A 21,366-nucleotide genomic window follows, 5' to 3' on the forward strand; every position below is an offset into this window, starting at 1 on the left:
ATCGCGAGCAAGCCCGCTCCCACCGTTTTTTGTGCTACATCAAATCGGGCAAGTCACGCCGGTACCGCCAATGCCGCAGTAACCTTGTGGGTTCTTTGCCAGGTATTGCTGGTGGTACGCCTCGGCGAAGTAGACCGTTGGCGCCTGCTCAATTTCAGTGGTGATGGTGCCCAGGCCTGCCTTGTCCAGTTCAGCCTGGAACACTTGCTTGCTGGCCAGTGCTTCGTCCAGTTGCTCAGGCGTGGTGCAGTAGATCACCGAGCGGTACTGGGTGCCGATGTCGTTGCCCTGGCGCATGCCCTGGGTCGGGTTATGCAGTTCCCAGAACATTGCCAGCAATTGCTTGTAGCTGACGATTTCTGGCTCGTAGACCACCAGCACCACTTCGGTGTGACCGGTCAGGCCCGAGCAGACCTCTTCGTAAGTCGGGTTCGGCGTGTAGCCGCCCGCATAGCCCACTACGGTGCTGACCACGCCTTCACGTTCCCAGAACTTGCGCTCTGCACCCCAAAAGCAGCCCAGGCCAAAAATCGCAAAGTCCACATTCTTTGAAAACGGGCCCAGCAGCGGTTCGCCGGTGACGTAGTGGGTTTCCGGCAACTGTACGTGTGTGTCGCGGCCCGGCAGGGCTTGTTCTTTAGTAGGGAGCACGTTTTTATTCACCAGGATTTCCGAGCGCAAGACCATGGTTCAAGTCCTCTCAGTCAGAGTGTAGGAAGCCGCTAGTGTGCCCGAGTGTCGCCGCGCTGTCAGGCCGCGGGGCCACGCGGGTAGCGTTTGAGTTTTTCAATCAGTTCGCTGCCGGGGATCGGGCGATCGAACAGATAGCCCTGGCCCACATCACAGCGATGGCGGCGCAGGAATGCCAACTGTGCAGCGGTTTCAATGCCCTCGGCAACCACTTTGAGCTTGAGGTTGTGGGCCATGGCGATCACGGCTGAGGTGATCTCCATGTCGTTCTGGTTGTCAGGAATGTCTTTGATAAAGCTGCGATCGATCTTGATGATATCGATCGGGAATTTCTTCAAGTAGCTGAGCGATGAATAGCCGGTGCCGAAATCGTCCATGGCCAGGGTCAGACCGAGCTTCTTTAACTGATCGAGTTGCAGTCGGGTGTCGTCGGTGGCCTCCAGCAGCAAGCCTTCGGTCAGTTCCAGCTCCAGCAGTGCGGCCGGGAGCTGTTCTTCCTTGAGGATGCTGGCAATTGAGGCCACCAGGTCCGGGTCGGAAAACTGCTTGGGTGAGACGTTGATCGCCACTTGCAGATTACCCAGCCCGGCCAGGCTCAGTTGCTTGCTCATTCGACAGGACTGGCGGGCGACCCATTTGCCGATAGGAATGATCAGCCCTGTTTCTTCGGCCACGCTGATGAACTGGTCTGGGCGGATCATTCCGTTCTTGGGGTGGTTCCAGCGCAGCAGGGCTTCCATGCCCAGCAATCGCCCGGTGCGAAGGCACAGCTTGGGCTGATAAAACACTTCGAGTTCATTTTGCGTGAGGGCGCGGCGCAGGTTGTTTTCGACAAACAGTTTGTAGCTTGCTTCGGCATTCAACGCTTCGGTAAACACTTGCACCTGATGCTTGCCGCAGGCTTTGGCCTTGTGCAGGGCCAGCCCGGCGTTGCGCATCAGGGTTTGCGGGTCGCGGCCGTGCAAGGGCGCGCAGGCAACCCCGACCGAACCGGTAACGCTGATCAGTTGGTTGTCGACGAACATCGGTTTGTCGAGGGTCATCAGCAGTTGGCTGGCAATCTGCTGACCGGTCACCAGGTCAGTGTCGTCCAGCAGCACCGCGAATTCATTGCTGGCAAAGCGCGCCAGGCCGTCGCTGGGGCTCAGGCTGTTGCGCAGGCGGCGGGCCAGGCTGATCAGCAGCTTGTCACCGGTCTGATGACCGAGGCTGTCATTGATGCGCTTGAAGTTGTCGATGTCCACCAGCAACAAGCAAACCTGTGTGCTGCTGTTGCGGGCGAAACGTTCATCGAGGCTGCGGATAAAAGACGGACGATTGCCCAGATTGGTCAGGTTGTCGGTGTAAGCGAGGCGCTCGATGCGCTGCTGCGCCAGTTTGGCATCGGTGATGTCTTCGTAGATGCCGATGTAATGGGTCAGTTCCCGGTTGTCGTCATAGACCTTGGAGATCGACATCTGGCCCCAGTAGGGTTCCAGGTTTTTACGCCGACTTTTGAACTCACCCTGCCAGCTGTTGCCATTGCTCAGGCTTGAATGGGCATCGAAGAGTAACTCGCTGAGGTTTTCCAGCGCGGGCAGCTCGGACAGCTTGTGGCCCTGGACTTCTTCGGTGCTGTACTGGGTGATGGCGGTAAAACTGGGGTTTGCGTATTCCACCACGCCGTCGCAGTTGACCAGCAAAAAAGCGTTGGCACTTTGCTCGACCGCGCGCTTAAACAGGCGCAGGGCGCTGGTGGCGGTACGTCGATTATGGTTGTTGATGACCTGGGCAAACTGGTCGGCCAACTCGCCGGCAAAGGCGATTTCATCCGCCTGCCAAACGCGGGTCTTGCCCACTTGCTCCAGGCACAGCACGCCGACTACCTGCCCATCGATGCGTATGCCCGCATCGAGCATGGCGCCGGGTTCGCAGGGCCCTAAATTTGCCACCAGTTCGCGGGTTCGCATGTCGCGATTGGCGTTCGAGGCGTCGATCGAGCGGCTGGTGTGCAAGGCTTCGAGGTAGTCGGGGAACAGACTGGCGTCGAAGCTATCTTGCGCGATATGGGCCTGAGTCTCGCGTTGGAAAGCCGAAACCGGCAAAAACTGATTGCCTTCAAGGTTCCACAGGCTTGCTCCATCGATTTGATAGATGTCGCAGGCGCTGCGGGTGATCAGTTCGGCGGCTTCTTTGAGCGAGTTGTGCTGGCTGTAGCGGTGGCGAGCCAGGCGCAGGATCAAGTCTTGCTGGGCGCGTACGCGTTCCAGGTGCTGGAGTTGATCGTGCTGGGCGCGCTGGTTGAGTGCCAGTGCGATTTGCAGGCGGCTGTTTTGAGTCTCAAGCTCAGCTACAGGAGCTGGCAACGGGCTGGCAGCGCTGTCTTCAATCGCCAGCAGGTAGCCCCGCAAGAAGTGACGGTTGTGCTGTTTGTACGCTTCGCCCAATTCCATCAGGTTCAATGGGCCGAGAGTGGTGTGCAAGGTGTAATGCACCACGTAGTGGTGGCTGGTTCTGAGTTGGTGCTCAATGGCATCGTGCAGTCGATAGCGTGCTTGAGGCTCCATCAAGCTGGCGTAAGGCGAGCCAACCAGCGCGCACAGCTCTGCCGCGGGCACACCGAATTGGCGTTCGCAGTGAGGGTCGATGTAGAGCATGGCCCAGCTGGCTTCATTCAGCCGTTCGAAACGCAGCATGCCAAGCCTGGAAGGCACTGGGAGCTGGGTCACGACCTCGGCTGCCATCCGCGGGGCAGCATCGGGTTGGCTTTTCATTAGGGCACTCGCTTCACAAATGCGGATTGCGCACGGGCTGTCACCCTGTTTCTGTGGTTTGCGGCAAGGTTGCATCATGCTCATGGCGCTGACAAGCGAACATAAAGGCTAAGTGCTATAGGTGCTTATCGGCCGGCCGGCAGATTTCTGCAGGCCGTACGACAAGGTTTAGCAGTTATGTCAGCGTAATGATCGTTGACTCGATGATTCGACCATTTTTATTGTGAAAATCGACCTTGAGCTTCTGGCCTTCAATGGTCAGGCAAGCGAAGTTGTCCTCACTCACTACGCGGCTGGTGAGCTTGAGTGTGTAAGTACCTGTGCCGACCGTCGTCAGGGGGCCGTTGACGACCAGATCACTGGCTTTGGCATACGGCAGCAACTTGGTATTGCACAAAGGTGAGGACACGATGCTGTGCACGACAAACCCCGGGTTTTTGCTGTGGGTCAGTTGGCAGGTGAGAGAGCCGTGAATGTCACCGGAAATGAAGACCACGTTTTTGATGGCGTTGGCGCGAATGGTTTCAAGAATCCGGTTGCGCTGCGCCGCGAATGCCTTCCAGCCATCATCGCCGCGTTGTTGATCGGGCATGAACATCACGCTGCTGACGATGAACTTCACCTTGGCAGTGCTGTTGATCAGCCATTTCAGCAGTGCGTATTCCTGTCGGGTGCCGATCATGCTTTTGGCGTTGCCAGACAGCGTGCGCTCAGTACGGCAGTCCATGACAAACCAGTCGATATCGCCATCGCCAAACCAATACCAGTAGCGGCTCAGGTCCCGGTTGATGCGCCCGTTGGGCAGCAGGTCGTGTGCCGGGCCGTGGCTGCATTGATAGATCTCATAAGCCGTCATGGCATTGTTATAGAGCTCCCGGTCGGCACTGCTCTGATTGGCTGGCCAGTTATCTTCGATTTCGTGGTCGTCGAGAATCATGTAGGTCGGCGTGCCCGACATCAGATTGCGGATATGGGGTTGGGAAAACGCCGCTTGGTATTTTTTGCTGATAGCGGCGAACTCGCGGTCCGGCAACAGGACATTCAGGTCGTCGACATACACCTGATCACCCGTCATCACGACGGCATCCAGAGGGTTCTGGCGGTTAAGTGAGCTGATGGCGCTAAAAATCGCGTCGCCCAACTGTGGTGCCGAAGGTATGCCTGCTGTAAGTCTGAGGTAACGGCATGAGCCTGAAACGTAGCGACGTACACGGTTGGGTTGGTTCGACGTGGTCTTGAAGGTGTAGAAATTTGACGGCCAATTGAGCGGGGTCTGGGCAACGGTTTCGGGTGTGTGGTCAAGGCGAGTGGTGGAGAACCAGCCTGCTTGGTACTCATAGCGGGTATTTGAGCCTAGCCCGCTCAGAATCAGGGTGTCGGACATATCGAACTCAGGGCTCAGCCTTGAATACACGCCTGCGGACCACTGGCTCTCACCGGCCTTTCGATGGCGGATACCCGCGAATACGGCGTTGTTTTTATCGGATGCGCCGCGCACAAAAATACGGGCGTGTTGGGCAGTGGTAAATCCCAGAATCGGGCCAACGGTCGGTCTGTTCACATCGAAATCCTTTCTGATGTAAGGCGAAATTGATCGCGTGGTTAAAGTCCTTTGGTTAACCGTAGAAGTCCACGGGGAGGCGACCCACTCCTGGATTCCGCATGGGTTGTAGGGCGGGGGAGGTACGGCTGGTGGGAGATTGTTTGTATGGGAATGGCTAAATCGCAGGCAAAAAAAAGCCCCGCCAAATGGCGGGGTTGAGGTACGAGCGTGGCGCTCGGAAAACAGTGCGCTACCCCGGCCTTCGGTGAGGAAGGCCGGGGCGTGGCTTACAACAGGATAGTGCGGATGTCGCCCAGCAACTGGCTCAGACGCTGGGTGAAGCGTGCAGCAGCAGCGCCGTTGATCACACGGTGATCGTAGGACAACGACAGAGGCAGCATCAGTTTCGGCTGGAAGGCTTTGCCATCCCAGACCGGCTGGATGGTTGCCTTGGAAACGCCGAGGATCGCCACTTCCGGTGCGTTGACGATCGGCGTGAAGCCGGTGCCGCCAATGTGACCGAGGCTGGAAATGGTGAAGCACGCGCCTTGCATGTCGTCTGCGGTGAGCTTCTTGTCGCGGGCTTTGGCAGCCAGCGCAGCCGCTTCAGCCGCCAGTTGCAGCAGGCTCTTCTGATCAACGTTCTTGATCACAGGGACCAGCAAGCCATCCGGGGTGTCTACGGCAAAGCCGATGTTGACGTACTTCTTGCGGATGATCGCTTTGCCGCTAGGCGCCAGCGAGCTGTTGAAGTCTGGCATTTCCTTGAGCAGGTGCGCGCAGGACTTGAGCAGCAGAGGCAGTACGGTCAGTTTCACACCAGCTTTTTCTGCGACGGCTTTTTGCGCGACGCGGAAGGCTTCCAGCTCAGTGATGTCAGCCTGATCGAACTGAGTCACGTGCGGGATGTTCAGCCAGCTGCGGTGCAGGCTCGACGCGCCGATTTGCATCAGGCGAGTCATGGCCACTTCTTCAACTTCGCCGAAGCGGCTGAAGTCCACGACCGGGATCGGCGGAATGCCAGCACCACCGGTTGCACCGGCGGCAGGAGCTTCCTTGGCCTTCTGCATCATGGTTTTGACGTAAGCCTGCACGTCTTCCTTGATCACACGGCCGTGTGGGCCGCTCGGGCTGACGGCACTGAGCTCAACGCCGAACTCGCGGGCCAGTTGACGCACGGCAGGGCCTGCGTGAACTTTGGCACCCTTCGGCGCAGGCGCGGCGGCCGGGGCAGGTGCTGCCTCGGCTTTTGCAGCGGGTGCCGGAGCAGCAGCAGGGGCTTCAGCTTTTGCCGCAGCCGGAGCAGCAGCCTGGGCTGGAGCTGCAGGCGCAGCAGCGCCGGCAACCTTGAGTTTGAGGATGAAGTCGCCAGTGCCGACTTCGTCGTCCAGCTTGACCGAAATGCTCTCAACCACACCGGCGGCTGGCGATGGAATTTCCATGCTGGCCTTGTCGGATTCGAGGGTGATCAACGATTGATCAGCCTCAACGGTATCGCCGGCCTTGACCAGGACTTCGATGATTTTGGCCTTGCCCGACGAGCCGATATCCGGGACATGGATGTCCTGGATGGTGGCAGCGGCAGGTGCAGCCGGGGCCGCAGGGGCCTCGGCAGCAGGGGCAGCAGCAGGTTTTTCAGCCGCAGCCGGAGCTTGGGCCGCCGCCGCCGGTGCTGCAGCTTCAGGCGCCGCAGCGGCGCCCTCGGCTTCCAGTTCCAGCAGTTCGTCGCCTTCTTTCAAGCGGTCGCCCAGCTTGACCTTCAGGCTTTTGACGATACCGGCTTTAGGCGCAGGGATTTCCATGCTCGCCTTGTCCGATTCCAGCGTCAGGATGCTCTGATCGGCTTCGATACGGTCGCCGACTTTTACAAACAGCTCGATGACTTCACCGTCGCCGCTGCCGATGTCAGGTACTCGAATGAGTTCGCTCACAAATATTCTCCTCAGCAGTCCAGTGGGTTGCGTTTTTCCGGGTTGATGCCGAACTTGACGATTGCTTCTGCAACCACCTTAGGTTCGATATCACCACGGTCAGCCAGTGCTTCCAGGGCTGCCAACACCACGAAGTGACGGTCTACTTCAAAGAAGTGACGCAGTTTTTTGCGGCTGTCGCTGCGGCCGAAACCGTCAGTGCCCAGCACTTTGAATTCCTTGACCGGTACCCACTGACGAATCTGTTCAGCGAACAGCTTCATGTAGTCGGTAGAGGCAATCACCGGACCTTTACGGCCAGTCAGGCACTCTTCGACGTAGCTCAGCTTAGGCTTCTGGCCCGGGTGCAGGCGGTTGCTGCGCTCAACGGCCAGGCCGTCGCGACGCAATTCGTTGAAGCTGGTAACGCTCCATACGTCAGCGCCGATGTTGAACTGTTCACGCAGGATGATCGCCGCTTCACGGACTTCACGCAGGATGGTGCCGGAGCCCATCAGCTGAACGTGGTGTGCCGCTTCCTTGGTGTCTTCCTCGAGCAGGTACATCCCTTTGACGATGCCTTCCTCGACACCGGCCGGCATGGCTGGCTGCTGGTAAGACTCGTTCATCACGGTGATGTAGTAGAAGACGTCCTGTTGCTCTTCGGTCATCTTCTTCATGCCGTCCTGAATGATCACCGCCAGCTCATAGCCGTAGGTTGGATCAAAGGTGCGGCAGTTCGGGATGGTACCGGCCAGGATGTGGCTGTGACCGTCTTCGTGCTGCAGGCCTTCACCGTTGAGCGTGGTGCGCCCGGCGGTGCCGCCGATCAGGAATCCACGGGTGCGGCTGTCGCCAGCGGCCCAGGCCAGGTCGCCAATACGCTGGAAGCCGAACATCGAGTAGAAGATGTAGAACGGCAGCATCGGCTGGTTGTGGTTGGAGTACGAAGTACCGGCAGCGATGAAGGAGCTCATGGCGCCTGCTTCGTTGATGCCTTCTTCGAGGATCTGACCTTTTTTGTCTTCGCGGTAGAACATCACCTGGTCTTTATCGACTGGCTCGTAGAGCTGGCCGACGGACGAGTAGATGCCCAACTGACGGAACATGCCTTCCATACCGAAGGTACGGGCTTCGTCCGGGATGATCGGAACGATGCGCTGACCGATTTCCTTGTCCTTGACCAACTGCGCCAGGATGCGCACGAAAGCCATGGTGGTGGAAATTTCACGGTCGCCGGAGCCGTCAAGGATGGCCTTGAGGGTGTCCAGAGGCGGGGTCGGAATGCTGGTGCTCATTGCGCGGCGCTGAGGAACGAAGCCACCCAGTGCAGTGCGGCGCTCGCTCAGGTAGCGGGCTTCGGCGCTGCCTTCTTCTGGTTTGAAGAATGGCAGGTTTTCGATTTCGTCGTCTTTAACCGGGATGTCGAAACGATCGCGGAACAACTTCAGGCTTTCAACATCAACTTTCTTGGTGTTGTGCGCCGTGTTTTTCGCTTCGCCGGCACCGGTGCCATAACCTTTGATGGTCTTGGCCAGGATCACGGTTGGCTGGTTCTTGTGGTTGACCGCTTCGTGGTACGCCGCGTAGACCTTGTACGGGTCGTGGCCGCCACGGTTGAGTTTCCAGATCTCGTCGTCGGACAGATCAGCAACCATCGCCTTGAGCTCTGGCGTGTTGAAGAAGTGCTCGCGTACGAACGCGCCGTCTTTGGCTTTGTAGTTCTGGTACTCGCCGTCGATGACTTCGTCCATGCGACGTTGCAGGATACCGTCGACGTCTTTGGCCAGCAGTGGGTCCCAGAAACGACCCCAGATGACTTTGGTCACGTTCCACTGAGCACCGCGGAAGACGCCTTCGAGTTCCTGGATGATCTTGCCGTTGCCGCGAACCGGGCCATCAAGGCGCTGCAGGTTGCAGTTGATAACGAAGATCAGGTTGTCCAGGTTTTCACGGCCAGCCAGGGAGATTGCGCCCAGGGATTCTGGTTCGTCGCACTCGCCGTCGCCCAGGAAACACCAGACTTTTTGCTTGCCGGCCGGGATGTAGCCGCGGGCTTCCAGGTACTTCATGAAGCGTGCCTGGTAGATCGCCTGGATCGGGCCAAGGCCCATCGATACAGTCGGGAACTGCCAGAAATCAGGCATCAGCCAAGGGTGCGGATAGGACGACAGGCCCTGACCGTCTACTTCCTGGCGGAAGTTGTTCATTTGTTCTTCGGTGATCCGGCCTTCCATGAACGCACGGGCGTAAACGCCTGGCGAGGTGTGACCCTGGAAGTAGATCAGGTCGCCGCCGTGTTCGTCGGTCGGGGCCTGGAAGAAGTAGTTGAAGCCGATGTCATACAGGGTTGCGCTGGAAGCGAAGCTGGAGATATGACCGCCCAGGTCAGAATCTTTCAAGTTCGTGCGCATCACCATGGCCATGGCGTTCCAGCGAACCAGCGAGCGAATGCGGCGTTCCATGAACAGGTCGCCAGGCATGCGTGCTTCGTGGGTTACAGGAATCGTGTTGCGGTAAGGCGTGGTGATGGCATACGGCAGCTGCGAACCGGTGCGGGTAGCGAGCTCACCCATACGGGTCATCAGGTAGTGAGCGCGGTCTTCGCCTTCTTTGTCGAGAACCGATTCCAGGGCGTCCAGCCATTCCTGGGTTTCGACGGGATCGAGGTCTTGCATGGCTTGCTCCAGGGCGGATAGGCTTCCAGAATCGGTTGCCTGAGTTTGCGACTGGCCTTGTGGGCAGACGACATAAATTCTTGGATGGCCGGAGGTTGGTTCCAGCGGCGTGTAGTTTTACTACAAATCGTCGGCCATTTCAGCCTTTCAAGTGTAAGACTCAGTAGTAAAACTACAGGATTGGTCCTGATAGCCATCTGTTTGGTTGTGCGAAAAATCGATATTGTTGGTGTGTTTCTCGTTATTCAGCCTGAGAGATGCAGGCTGGATGCTAAACAATATGCGCTTACAGCTATTTATAACCTTTGTTCGACAGTCGGATTAAACCGCTGTTTCTTCCTGTCACCGTACTCGGCAACACCATCGCCGATCAAGGATAGACCATGAGCCTTCCGTCGCTTGCACCAATTCCCGGCCTTTTACAGTCACTGGCCAGCCGTGCCGAGCAATCGTGGCGCACGGCGGTTGCCGGGCTTGAAGGTGAGCAGGGGCTCGATGACTGGTCGGCCCAGCGCTGGCTGGCGTTCAGTCGGGTCAGTGCCGCGAGTGACTTCTTTATAGAACAGTCATTGCGTGACCCTTTGATGTTGCTAGAGCTGGTGGGCTCGGGTGAACTGGACCGCAGTTTCGCCCCCGGCGAGTTGTGTGCCCAGATCAGCGTCGCCGCTCAGGCTGCAACGACTGATGACGAACTGGGCCGCGCACTGCGCCGCCAGCGTACCCGTCAACAGATCCGGATTATCTGGCGTGACATCAACCGCCAGGCCGATTTGATTGAAACCTGCCGCGACCTGTCGGACATGGCCGATGCCAGCATCGATCAGGCCTATCGCTGGTTGTATGTGCGCCATTGCCAGCAGTTCGGCACACCCACCGGGCATCGCAGCGGCGAGCCGCAGCAAATGGTGATTCTGGGTATGGGCAAGCTCGGGGCCGTTGAGCTGAACTTGTCTTCGGACATCGATCTGATCTTCGCCTACCCCGAGGGTGGCGAAACGGTGGGTGCCAAGCGCCCGCTGGATAATCAGGAGTTCTTTATCCGTCTGGGCCAGCGCCTGATCAAGGCCCTGGACCCAATGACCGTCGACGGTTTTGTGTTCCGCGTCGATATGCGCTTGCGCCCGTACGGCTCATCCGGCGCCCTGGTGCTGAGCTTCAATGCGCTCGAGCAGTACTACCAGGATCAAGGCCGCGACTGGGAGCGTTACGCGATGATCAAGGCGCGGGTCGTGGCCGGTGATCAGGTGATGGGCGCACAGCTGCTTAGTTTGCTGCGTCCGTTCGTGTACCGGCGCTACCTCGACTTTTCGGCGATTGAAGCGCTGCGCACCATGAAGCAGCTGATCCAGCAGGAAGTACGGCGCAAAGGCATGGCCGACAATATCAAGCTGGGGGCGGGCGGGATTCGTGAAGTCGAATTTATCGCTCAGGCGTTCCAGCTGATCCATGGCGGTCGCGACCTCAGCCTGCAGCAACGCCCGCTGCTGAAAGTGCTGACCACCCTGGAAGGCCAGGGATATTTGCCGGCCGAAGTGGTCAGCGAACTGCGCGAAGGCTATGAGTTCTTGCGCTACACCGAACACGCGATCCAGGCCATTGCCGACCGCCAGACCCAAATGCTGCCCGACACCGAACAGGATCAGGCGCGTATTGCTTTCATTATGGGCTTTGACACCTGGGCTGCATTCCACGAGCAATTGATGACGTGGCGTGGGCGCATCGACTGGCATTTCCGTCAGGTGATCGCTGATCCTGACGAAGAAGAGGTCATCGACGAAGGCGAATTGATCGTCGGCGGCGAGTGGCTGCCGCTGTGGGAAGAAGATCAGGACGACGCCGCTGCCTGTGCCCAGCTGGAAGAAGCCGGGTTTGTGGATGCCCCCAAAGCCTTGAAGCAATTGGCGGCCCTGCGTTCCAGCCCGCAATTGCGCGCCATGCAGCGCTTGGGGCGGGAGCGTCTGGATGCCTTTATCCCGCGTTTGCTGGCCCAGGCCGTTGAGCACGCCAATCCCGATCTGGTGCTGGAGCGGGTGTTGCCGCTGGTCGAAGCGGTGGCCCGGCGCTCGGCTTATCTCGTGTTGTTGACCGAAAACCCCGACGCCTTGCGGCGTTTGCTGACCCTTTGTGCCGCAAGTCCGTGGATCGCCGAACAAATCACCCGTTTCCCGTTGCTGCTCGATGAGTTGCTCAATGAGCGTCGACTGTTCAAACCGCCCTTGGCGCCAGAGTTGGCGGCCGAGTTGCGCGAGCGTCTGACACGCATCCCGGAGGACGATCTTGAGCAGCAGATGGAGGCCTTGCGTAACTTCAAGCTGGCTCACCGTCTGCGAGTTGCGGCATCGGAAATCGCAGGCAGCCTGCCTTTAATGAAAGTCAGTGATTACCTGACCTGGCTGGCCGAAGCGATTCTGGAGCAAGTGCTGGCGCTGGCCTGGCGTCAGACGGTGGCCAAGTACGGCACGCCGCAGCGCACTGACGGCAGTTTGTGCGACCCCGGCTTTATTATTGTTGGCTACGGCAAGGTCGGCGGTATCGAGTTGGGGCATGGCTCGGATCTGGACCTGGTGTTTATCCACGACGGTGACCCGAATGCCGAGACCGACGGCGCCAAACCTATCGACGGCGCGCAGTTTTTCACCCGGTTGGGGCAGCGCATCATCCACTTGCTGACGGCCCAGACCAACTCCGGTCAACTGTATGACGTCGATATGCGCCTGCGTCCCTCAGGTGCATCGGGATTACTGGTCAGTTCCCTGGGCGCTTTTGAGCGTTACCAGGAGAGTGAGGCATGGACCTGGGAGCATCAGGCGCTGGTGCGGGCACGGGTGCTGGTGGGCTGCAAGCAGGTGGGCAGTGCGTTCGAAAAAGTCCGTGCCAGCGTGCTGGGACGTGAACGCGACTTGCCCACCTTGCGCCAGGAGGTCAGCGAGATGCGGGCCAAAATGCGTGGCAACCTTGGAACCCGGATAACCGCTGCCGGAACAGCTGAAAACGCCTTCGAGGCCACGGTGCCGTTCGACCTCAAGCAGGATGCCGGAGGTATCGTCGATATTGAATTTATGGTGCAATACGCGGCCCTGGCGTGGTCCAGGGAACATCCGGCGTTACTGCGCTACACCGATAACATCCGCATTCTGGAAGGGCTGGAACAGGTCGGGCTGATGCCCGCCACTGATGCCAGCCTGTTGCGCGAGGCCTACAAGGCTTTTCGCACCGTCGCCCACCGTCAAGCCTTGCAAAAAGAGGCCGGCGTGGTCACGGGGGACCAGCTTGTAGTCGAACGTCAACACGTGCGGCGCATATGGTCCGAGCTGGGATTGAGCTAGCTTGCTGGCTTAAGTACAGAGTTAAAGCTGTAAGAACGTATCCGGCGGGTCCATAAGCCCCGTCCAATTTGCCTGACGCCTCGTGGCGCGGGTGCTGGATTCTTTGAGGAGCGTAATGATGTCGATGGCTGATCGTGATGGTGTGATCTGGTATGACGGCAAGCTGGTGCCGTGGCGTGATGCTACGACGCACGTGCTGACCCATACATTGCACTACGGCATGGGCGTGTTTGAAGGTGTACGCGCTTACGAAACCCCGCAGGGCGCGGCGATTTTCCGCTTGCAGGCACACACTGACCGCCTGTTCGACTCGGCCCACATCATGGGCATGAAGATCCCGTTCAGCAAAGACGAAATCAACGAAGCGACCCGTATTGCGGTGCGTGAAAACAACCTCGACAGCGCCTACATCCGCCCGATGGTGTTTTACGGGTCCGAAGCCATGGGCCTGCGCGCCACTGGCCTCAAAGTCCACGTAATCATCGCGCCATGGAGCTGGGGTGCCTACATGGGCGCCGAGGCCCTGGAAGTCGGGATCAAGGTGCGTACCAGCTCCTTTACCCGTCACCACGTGAACATCTCCATGACCCGGGCCAAGGCCAACGGTCACTACATCAACTCGATGCTGGCCCTGCAGGAAGCGATTTCCGGCGGTGCCGACGAAGCGCTGTTGCTGGACCCGGAAGGCTTCGTGGCTGAAGGCTCGGGCGAGAACGTGTTCCTGGTCAAGGATGGCGTGATTTACACCCCGGACGTGACGGCGTGCCTGAACGGCATCACCCGCAGCACGATCCTGACCCTGGCCACCGAGCTGGGTTACAAGTTTGTTGAAAAACGCATTACCCGTGACGAGGTGTATATCGCCGACGAAGCGTTCTTTACCGGTACTGCGGCTGAAGTGACGCCGATTCGTGAAGTCGACGGGCGTCATATCGGTATCGGCCGCCGTGGTCCGATCACCGAAAAACTGCAAAAAGCCTATTTCGACCTGGTGACCGGCAAGACAACGGATCACCCAGAGTGGCGTACACTGGTCAAATAAAGCGATATGGCACTACAGCAGGGAGGCGAATGCCTCCCTTGCTTGTTTATGGAAACTTATGAATATTTTGATCGTTGGGCCCAGCTGGGTCGGTGACATGGTGATGGCGCAGACACTGTTTCAGTGCCTCAAGCAGCGCCACCCGCAGTGCGAAATCGATGTGCTGGCCCCTGAGTGGAGCCGGCCCATCCTTGAACGCATGCCTGAAGTTCGCAAGGCCTTGAGCTTTCCGCTCGGCCACGGCGCGCTCGAACTGGCCACGCGACGCAAGATCGGCAAGTCCCTCAAGGGCCAATACGATCAGGCAATCTTGCTACCCAACTCGCTGAAATCAGCTCTCGTGCCGTTCTTTGCGGGAATCCCCAAGCGCACCGGCTGGCGTGGCGAATTTCGCTATGGCGTGCTCAACGACGTGCGCAAGCTCGACAAAGAACGCTACCCGTTGATGATCGAGCGCTTCATGGCGCTGGCCTATGAGCCAGGGGCGGATCTGCCCAAGCCTTATCCGCGCCCGGCCTTGCAGATCGATCCGCAAAGCCGTGCCGGCGCACTGGCAAAATTTGGCCTGGAACTGGACCGCCCGGTGCTGGCGCTGTGCCCGGGTGCCGAGTTTGGCGAGTCCAAGCGCTGGCCGTCCGAGCACTACGCCAAAGTTGCCGAGCAAAAGATCCGCGAAGGCTGGCAGGTGTGGTTGTTCGGCTCCAAAAACGATCACGCTGTGGGCGAAGACATCCGCTCGCGGTTGATCCCGGGGCTGCGTGAAGAGTCGGTCAACCTCAGCGGCGAGACTTCGCTGGCCGAAGCCATTGATTTGCTGTCGTGTGCCGACGCCGTTGTGTCCAACGATTCGGGGCTGATGCACGTGGCTGCCGCGCTGAACCGTCCCTTGGTGGCGGTGTACGGCTCCACATCGCCGGGCTTCACCCCGCCGTTGGCCGACAAAGTCGAAATCGTACGCCTGGGGCTCGATTGCAGCCCATGTTTTGATCGCACCTGCCGCTTTGGCCACTACAACTGCCTGCGCGAGTTGATGCCGCAGCCGGTGGTTGAAGCCTTGCAGCGTTTGCAGGGCTCACCGGTCGAGGTCAACTAGGTGCGCGTTCTGTTGGTCAAAACCTCATCCCTTGGGGATGTGATCCATGCCTTGCCTGCGTTGACCGATGCGGCGCGGGCGATCCCAGGCATCACCTTTGACTGGGTCGTGGAAGAAGGCTTTGCCGAAATCCCTACCTGGCACCCGGCGGTGGGCAAGGTCATTCCGGTGGCGATTCGCCGCTGGCGCAAAAATATCTGGGAAACCATCAAGAGTGGTGAGTGGCGATGCTTCAAGCAAAGCCTGCGTGCCGAAAAATACGATCTGGTGATCGACGCTCAAGGCCTGGTCAAAAGCGCCTGGCTGACCCGTTACGTGAAAGCCCCGGTCGCCGGTCTTGATAAAGACTCAGCCCGTGAACCCTTGGCCAGCCGCTTTTATCAGCGTCGTCTGGCCGTGGCTCGTGGGCAGCACGCGGTCGAGCGTTTGCGTCAGCTATTTGCCGTGGCGCTGGGCTACGACCTGCCAAAAGGGCTGGGTGACTACGGCCTCGACGTCGAACGCCTGGTTGAATTACCGCGCAAGAAGCCTTACGTATTGTTTTTGCACGGCACCACGTGGGACACCAAGCACTGGCCCGAAGTGTACTGGCGCGACCTGGCCCTGCGCATGGGCCACATGGGTGTCGAAGTCCGCTTGCCCTGGGGTAACCCGGCTGAAAAGGCCCGCGCCGAACGCATCGCCGACGGCCTGAGCAACGCAGTGGTGCTGCCCAAGCTGAATCTGGCGGGGGTTGCCAAGGTACTGGCCAGTGCTAGCGCCTGTGTGGCGGTCGATACCGGGCTGGGGCATTTGGCGGCGGCACTGGATGTACCGACCATCTCCCTGTTTGGTCCCACCAATCCGGGCCTGACCGGTGCCTATGGCAAGGTGCAAATCCACCTGGCCAGCGATTTTCCGTGCGCACCGTGCCTGCAGAAAAAATGCACCTACACTCCGACTGCACAGGACCAGCAGCGGTTTGATCTGAAAAACGAGTGGCCGTTGTGCTTTACCCGTTTGAACCCTGAGCGTGTCGCGAGTCGATTAAGCACGTTGTTACTGGCTGAGGAACTGCGCTGATGCAACTGGCTTTTGTGCTGTACAAATATTTCCCGTTTGGCGGGCTGCAACGCGATTTCATGCGCATTGCGCTGGAGTGCCAGAAACGCGGCCATCAAATTCGCGTCTACACCATGATCTGGGAGGGTGACATTCCCCCCGGTTTTGAAGTGCTGGTGGCGCCGGTCAAGGCGTTCCACAACCATACCCGCAACGAAAAAATGCTCGCCTGGATGCAGGCCGACCTGGCCAAACGCCCGGTGGACCGCCTCGTCGGCTTCAATAAAATGCCGGGGCTGGACGTGTACTACGCGGCCGACGGCTGCTTTGAAGACAAGGCGCAAAACCTGCGTCATTCGTTTTATCGCTTTTTCAAGCGTTACAAACACTTTGCTGAATACGAACGGGCGGTGTTCGACAAGAACGCCAAGACTGAAATCCTGATGATTTCAGAAGTCCAGCAGCCGCTGTTCATCAAACATTACGACACCCCGCCGCAGCGATTCCATCTGTTGCCACCGGGCATCGCCCTGGACCGTCGCGCGCCTGCCAATGCCGCAGAGATTCGCGCCGATTTTCGTCGTGAATTCAACCTGTCTGACGACGATCTGCTGCTGGTGCAAATCGGCTCCGGGTTCAAGACCAAAGGCGTTGATCGCAGCCTTAAAGCACTGGCAGCCTTGCCTGCCGAGCTTAAGAAGCGCACCAAGCTGTTTGTAATCGGTCAGGACGATCCCAAAGTCTTTCAATTGCAGAGCGCCACGCTGGGGCTGGGCGATCACGTGCAGTTCCTCAAGGGGCGCAGCGACATCCCTCGCTTCTTGCTGGGCGCGGACCTGTTGATTCACCCGGCCTACAACGAAAACACCGGCACCGTGCTGCTTGAAGCCCTGGTGGCGGGTTTGCCGGTACTGGTCAGCGCCGTCTGCGGCTACGCCCACTACATCAGCGACGCCGATTGCGGCCGGGTACTGGACGAGCCGTTTGAGCAGGCGCAACTCAATGAATACCTGACACACATGTTGTCCGACGATGCTGCGCGCGCGGCCTGGAGCCAAAATGGCCTGGCCTACGCGCAGACGGCCGACCTCTACAGCATGCCGCAGCACGCTGCGGATGTGATTCTGGCGGAGCAACACTGATGAAACTGATTCTTGCCGAACCGTTCAAGAGCTTGTGGGCAGGACGCGATGCGTTCACCGAAGTCGAGCGCCTGGAGGGCGAGGTTTACCGCGAACTGGATGGTCGACGTACCTTGCGTACAGAAGTCGAGGGCCGCGGTTATTTTGTGAAAATCCACCGTGGCATTGGCTGGGGTGAGGTGTTCAAAAACCTGCTCACGGCCAAGCTGCCAGTGCTGGGCGCGGGCCAGGAATGGCGGGCAATCAAGCGCCTTCACGAAGTCGGCGTACCTACCATGACTGCCGTCGCGTATGGCGAAAAGGGCAGTAACCCGGCGCAGCAGCACTCGTTCATCATCACCGAAGAACTGGCGCCAACGGTCAGCCTCGAAGACTTCAGCCTCAACTGGATCAAGCAGCCGCCACAGCCAAACCTAAAGCATGCGCTGATCGCCGAAGTGGCGCGCATGACGGGCATGATGCACCGCGCCGGGGTTAACCATCGCGACTGCTATATCTGCCACTTTTTGCTGCACACCGACAAACCGGTTACAGCCCAGGCCTTTCGTTTGTCGCTCATTGATCTGCACCGGGCTCAGGTTCGACCGGTCATCAGCAAACGCTGGCGCAACAAGGACCTGGCTGCACTGTATTTTTCTGCACTGGATATCGGCCTGACCCAACGGGACAAGCTGCGTTTCCTGCGGGGTTACTTCCAGATGCCGCTGCGTCAAACCCTTCGCGAAGAAGCCCGCCTGCTGGCATGGCTGGAAGGCAAGGCGAGCAAACTCTACGAACGCAAACTGCGTTATGGGGATGCACTGTAATGGCGGGTTGGAATCTTGAACCCGCTTACAGCGCACTGGCGTCTGATTTTGGCAGTCTGGAAGCGGTATTTGCCCTCCAGGGCGAGCACCTGACCCGCGATCCTCTTTCGGAAGTGATCCGTGTGCAGCGCGATGGCGTCAATTATTACGTCAAGCGTTACACCGGTGCGGGCAAGGGCTTGCGCCGCTATTTGGGCCGCCCTCGGGTCAAATCCGAATGGCAGAACCTCAAACGCTTCGACAAGTGGGGCATTCCCACCGCCGAAGTCGTGGCCTGGGGGCTTGAGCGCAGTGGCTTTGCCTACTCCCGTGGCGCCATGATCACCCGTGAACTGCCCAATACCCGCGATCTGTCCGAACTGGCGGACCACCATGATCCCCTGCTCAAGGACCGTGCCTGGGTCGATTGCGTCAGTCGCCAGTTGGCGAAGTGCACCCGGATCATGCACAACCATCGTTTTACCCATAACGATCTGAAGTGGCGAAACCTGCTGGTCGACGATCAGCCCAAGCTGTTTTTGATCGACTGCCCGAACGGTGACTTCTGGCGCGGTTTCTGGCTCAAGTACCGCATCACCAAAGACCTGGCGTGCCTCGACAAAGTGGCCAAGTACCATTTGTCCTACACCCAGCGTTTGCGTTTTTATTTCCAATACACCGGGCGCACTACGCTCAATGCGGCGGACAAGGAGCGTGTTCGTCATATCGTGCGTTTTTTTGAGGGCCGGGAATGACTGATTTTTTAGCGGATGCGGACCGGGCTTTGCTTGAGCGCAACGGACTGGCTGACTTCGATGCGCTGTGGGCTGTGCAACTGGAAGCCGTGGACGAGCCCAACACCAGCGGCGGTGGCTGGAGCAGCGTGTTTCGCATGGACCTCGAAGGCCAGGGCTTTTACCTCAAGCGTCAAAGCAACTACCTGACCCGTACCCTGCACCGGCCATTGGGCGAGCCGAGCTTCGCACGAGAATTTCGTAATATTCAGCGTTATCAGCACATGGGTATTCCCGCGCTGGAAGCGGTGTTTTTTGGCGAGCGAAAAGTGCCTGGCGAACATCGCGCGGTGCTCATGACCCGTGCGCTGGATGGCTGGAATGACCTCGATTCGTTGCTTGAACAATGGCCGCAATTGACCACTGAGCAGCAGCAGGCAATTTTGCGTGAATGCGGCCTGTTGGCGCGTCGCCTGCACGCTGCGCGTCAGGTACATGGCTGTTTTTATCCCAAGCACATCTTCTTGCAGGCCGATGGCTCGGGTTATCGCGCCCAACTGATCGACCTGGAGAAAACCCGCCCCTTGTTGCTGGGCCAGCGTGACCGGGTCAAGGACATCGAACCGTTGCTGCGTCGAGCGCATGCCTGGAGCGATGCCGAGGTGCGGTTCTTGCTCGCGGCCTATCTGGATCAGCCTGTCGACAGCGGTTTGGTGGATGCCTGGCTGGCGCGGCTGAATGTGCGTCGCAGCCACAAGGAGACTCGCTGATGCGTTTGTCCGAATTGCAAAAAGCCGGCCGGTCGCCCGGTTTGCCGCTGAGCATTGACCTGGCCGATGCTGCCGGGCCTGCACAGTTGCAACTGCTGACGTTGCTGCGGGTATTACCCGGGCAGCGTTATGTGGGGGCCGGCGTGTGGCGCGGGCGTACAGTGCTGGCCAAGTTGATGGTGGGTAGCAAGGCTGCGCGTAACTTTCAGCGAGAACTGACGGGTGTGCGCCTGCTGGCTGATCAAGGTTTGACCACGCCGCAGCTGCTGGCCGATGGCTTACAGGAAGGCGAGGGCGGCTGGTTGCTGTTCGAGTTTCTGGAGCATGCCCAGAGCCTGGGTGACGCTTGGGGCGCGGTGGAGTCGTTGCCGGTTCTGGCGGACGAACAAGTGGCCGTACTGGCCCAGGCGTTGGCCGCTATTGGTCAGATGCACCTCAAGGGCCTGTGGCAGGAAGACCTGCACCTCGACAACCTGCTGCGTCAGGACGGCAAGCTGTACCTGATCGATGGCGCGGGTATTTGCGTCGAAGAAGCGGGCAAGCCACTGTCGCGGCAAAAAGTCCTGGAAAACCTCGGGGTGTTTTTTGCTCAATTGCCGAAAAGCCTTGAGCCGTTTATCGAAGAATTGCTGGTGCATTACCTGTTGAGCAATGGTGAACACGCCTTGCCGCTAGAGGCACTGCTCAAGCAGATCGAGAAGGTTCGTACCTGGCGGCTCAATGATTTTTTGAACAAAGTCGGTCGCGACTGCTCGCTGTTCAGCGTTCAGCGTAACGCCTTCGTCTTGCGTGCGATTCGCCGTGAAGAAGAGGCCGCGATGCTGCCTGTACTGGCTAATGCCGATGCCTTGCTGGATCAGGGGCATTTGTATAAAACCGGCGGTGCAGCCAGTGTCGGCAAGGTTGAAGTGGCGGGCCGCACTCTGGTGGTCAAGCGGTACAACATCAAGGGCTTTGCGCACTGGCTCAAACGCTTCTGGCGTCCGAGCCGTGCGTGGCATTCATGGCGTGAGGGCAATCGACTGGCATTGCTGGGCATTGCTACGCCTAAACCGCTGGCACTGCTGGAAACCCGTTTTCTGTGGTTGCGCTCCAAAGCGTATCTGGTCACCGAGTATCTGCCGGGCCCTGACATCATCGAGCGTTTTGCGCCGTATGTTGAGCAAGGTGACGCGCCGGAATCCGAATTGCAGGCGCTGGATCAGTTATTTGCCGACTTGATCCGCGAGCGCATCAGTCACGGTGATCTCAAGGGGCATAACGTGTTCTGGGACGAGGGGCGCTGGGCGCTGATCGATCTGGACTCCATGTGCCAGCACGCCAGCCTGAAGAGTTTCGCCACCGCGTACGCCCGTGACCGAGCGCGCTTCATGCGCAATTGGCCGGTGAGCAGTACGTTGTATCAAGTGATAGAGGGGCGGTTGCCCAAAGACCTTGGCTGAAGCGTAACCAAGATTTTGTGTGGGGGTATTGTCTGTGGGAGCGAGCCTGCTCGCGAATGCTTTTCGCGAGCAGGCTCGCTCCCACAGGGATGGTGTTATGGCTTCAGAAGCTGTACTGCGCCCCGGCTCCGGCATACCACGACCGTCCTGGCGCGGCCTCGTAGAAGCGGCTGTTGCCGTCCGCCACAATCACCGAACCCACATATTGGCGATCCAGCAGGTTGTCCAGACGCAACGTCTGGTGAAAGGTCCAGTGCTCGACCTTCTGCTCAAACTTGGCCCGCCAGTTGAACACGCTGTAGGCCGGTGCCGCCTTGGCGGAGTTGGTATCTTCGACATACACCTTGCTGCGATACATGCCTTCGACGGCGGTGCTGAGCCAATCAACCGGCCACAAGACTTTCTGTGGGGGTATTG

General features: G+C 58.9%; 14 protein-coding genes and 1 pseudogene. 9 read left to right on the forward strand and 6 right to left on the reverse strand.

The window, feature by feature from the left end; genetic code table 11:
• Positions 1-39: 39 nt before the first annotated feature.
• From msrA to aceE, 5 genes are all read right to left on the reverse strand, one after another.
• A complete protein-coding gene (gene msrA / locus TU76_RS19770) occupies positions 40-687 on the reverse strand; it encodes a peptide-methionine (S)-S-oxide reductase MsrA (protein ID WP_019825348.1) in 648 nt (215 codons plus the stop codon).
• Between the two features lie 62 nt (positions 688-749).
• Positions 750-3,443: a putative bifunctional diguanylate cyclase/phosphodiesterase gene (locus TU76_RS19775; protein WP_048352367.1), complete on the reverse strand. Its 2,694-nt coding sequence runs from the start codon at positions 3,441-3,443 to the stop codon at positions 750-752.
• A gap of 175 nt (positions 3,444-3,618) precedes the next feature.
• Entirely contained in the window at positions 3,619-5,004 is a 1,386-nt protein-coding gene (locus TU76_RS19780; protein ID WP_048352368.1) for an alkaline phosphatase D family protein, read from the reverse strand.
• 269 nt (positions 5,005-5,273) lie between these two features.
• Entirely contained in the window at positions 5,274-6,917 is a 1,644-nt protein-coding gene (gene aceF / locus TU76_RS19785) for a dihydrolipoyllysine-residue acetyltransferase (protein WP_048352369.1), read from the reverse strand.
• Positions 6,918-6,928: 11 nt separating this feature from the next.
• Positions 6,929-9,574, reverse strand: coding sequence for a pyruvate dehydrogenase (acetyl-transferring), homodimeric type (gene aceE, locus TU76_RS19790; RefSeq protein ID WP_019825356.1), 2,646 nt, complete (start codon positions 9,572-9,574; stop codon positions 6,929-6,931).
• Positions 9,575-9,957: 383 nt separating this feature from the next.
• Here aceE and glnE point away from each other — a divergent pair, with 383 nt between their 5' ends.
• The 9 genes from glnE (at position 9,958) to TU76_RS19835 (ending at position 20,949) form a co-directional block, all read left to right on the forward strand.
• A complete protein-coding gene (gene glnE / locus TU76_RS19795; RefSeq protein WP_019825358.1) occupies positions 9,958-12,900 on the forward strand; it encodes a bifunctional [glutamate--ammonia ligase]-adenylyl-L-tyrosine phosphorylase/[glutamate--ammonia-ligase] adenylyltransferase in 2,943 nt (980 codons plus the stop codon).
• A 118-nt stretch (positions 12,901-13,018) separates the two neighbouring features.
• Positions 13,019-13,942 (forward strand): branched-chain amino acid transaminase, encoded by a 924-nt coding sequence (locus TU76_RS19800; RefSeq protein WP_019825360.1) that lies wholly within the window; start codon positions 13,019-13,021, stop codon positions 13,940-13,942.
• Between the two features lie 58 nt (positions 13,943-14,000).
• Positions 14,001-15,035, forward strand: coding sequence for a lipopolysaccharide heptosyltransferase II (gene waaF, locus TU76_RS19805; protein ID WP_019825361.1), 1,035 nt, complete (start codon positions 14,001-14,003; stop codon positions 15,033-15,035).
• A complete protein-coding gene (waaC, locus tag TU76_RS19810; RefSeq protein WP_048352370.1) occupies positions 15,036-16,097 on the forward strand; it encodes a lipopolysaccharide heptosyltransferase I in 1,062 nt (353 codons plus the stop codon).
• On the forward strand, positions 16,097-17,218 hold the full coding sequence (locus TU76_RS19815) for a glycosyltransferase family 4 protein (protein ID WP_048352371.1): 1,122 nt from the start codon (positions 16,097-16,099) through the stop codon (positions 17,216-17,218). Before waaC ends, TU76_RS19815 begins: the two co-directional genes overlap by 1 nt.
• Entirely contained in the window at positions 17,218-18,024 is an 807-nt protein-coding gene (gene rfaP, locus TU76_RS19820; protein ID WP_046809150.1) for a lipopolysaccharide core heptose(I) kinase RfaP, read from the forward strand. The genes TU76_RS19815 and rfaP overlap by 1 nt, the downstream gene beginning before the upstream one ends.
• A complete protein-coding gene (locus TU76_RS19825; RefSeq protein WP_019825369.1) occupies positions 18,024-18,758 on the forward strand; it encodes a lipopolysaccharide kinase InaA family protein in 735 nt (244 codons plus the stop codon). Before rfaP ends, TU76_RS19825 begins: the two co-directional genes overlap by 1 nt.
• A complete protein-coding gene (locus TU76_RS19830; RefSeq protein WP_048352372.1) occupies positions 18,755-19,507 on the forward strand; it encodes a lipopolysaccharide kinase InaA family protein in 753 nt (250 codons plus the stop codon). Before TU76_RS19825 ends, TU76_RS19830 begins: the two co-directional genes overlap by 4 nt.
• A complete protein-coding gene (locus TU76_RS19835; protein WP_019825371.1) occupies positions 19,507-20,949 on the forward strand; it encodes a lipopolysaccharide kinase InaA family protein in 1,443 nt (480 codons plus the stop codon). Before TU76_RS19830 ends, TU76_RS19835 begins: the two co-directional genes overlap by 1 nt.
• 103 nt (positions 20,950-21,052) lie before the next feature.
• Here the strand turns inward: TU76_RS19835 and TU76_RS19840 are convergent.
• Positions 21,053-21,343 (reverse strand): annotated as a pseudogene (locus TU76_RS19840) (TonB-dependent receptor); the annotation flags it as partial.
• Positions 21,344-21,366: the final 23 nt, after the last annotated feature.

It is taken from the genome of Pseudomonas psychrophila (genome assembly GCF_001043005.1).
Lineage (GTDB): Bacteria > Pseudomonadota > Gammaproteobacteria > Pseudomonadales > Pseudomonadaceae > Aquipseudomonas > Aquipseudomonas psychrophila.

Coding starts and splice junctions, on each gene's coding strand:
- TU76_RS19800 (WP_019825360.1), top strand. CDS start 13,019: ATGTCGATGGCTGATCGTGATGGTGTGATCTGGTATGACGGCAAGCTG.
- msrA (WP_019825348.1), bottom strand. CDS start 687: ATGGTCTTGCGCTCGGAAATCCTGGTGAATAAAAACGTGCTCCCTACT.
- TU76_RS19825 (WP_019825369.1), top strand. CDS start 18,024: ATGGCGGGTTGGAATCTTGAACCCGCTTACAGCGCACTGGCGTCTGAT.
- TU76_RS19835 (WP_019825371.1), top strand. CDS start 19,507: ATGCGTTTGTCCGAATTGCAAAAAGCCGGCCGGTCGCCCGGTTTGCCG.
- glnE (WP_019825358.1), top strand. CDS start 9,958: ATGAGCCTTCCGTCGCTTGCACCAATTCCCGGCCTTTTACAGTCACTG.
- waaF (WP_019825361.1), top strand. CDS start 14,001: ATGAATATTTTGATCGTTGGGCCCAGCTGGGTCGGTGACATGGTGATG.
- TU76_RS19830 (WP_048352372.1), top strand. CDS start 18,755: ATGACTGATTTTTTAGCGGATGCGGACCGGGCTTTGCTTGAGCGCAAC.
- TU76_RS19775 (WP_048352367.1), bottom strand. CDS start 3,443: ATGAAAAGCCAACCCGATGCTGCCCCGCGGATGGCAGCCGAGGTCGTG.
- aceE (WP_019825356.1), bottom strand. CDS start 9,574: ATGCAAGACCTCGATCCCGTCGAAACCCAGGAATGGCTGGACGCCCTG.
- TU76_RS19815 (WP_048352371.1), top strand. CDS start 16,097: ATGCAACTGGCTTTTGTGCTGTACAAATATTTCCCGTTTGGCGGGCTG.
- rfaP (WP_046809150.1), top strand. CDS start 17,218: ATGAAACTGATTCTTGCCGAACCGTTCAAGAGCTTGTGGGCAGGACGC.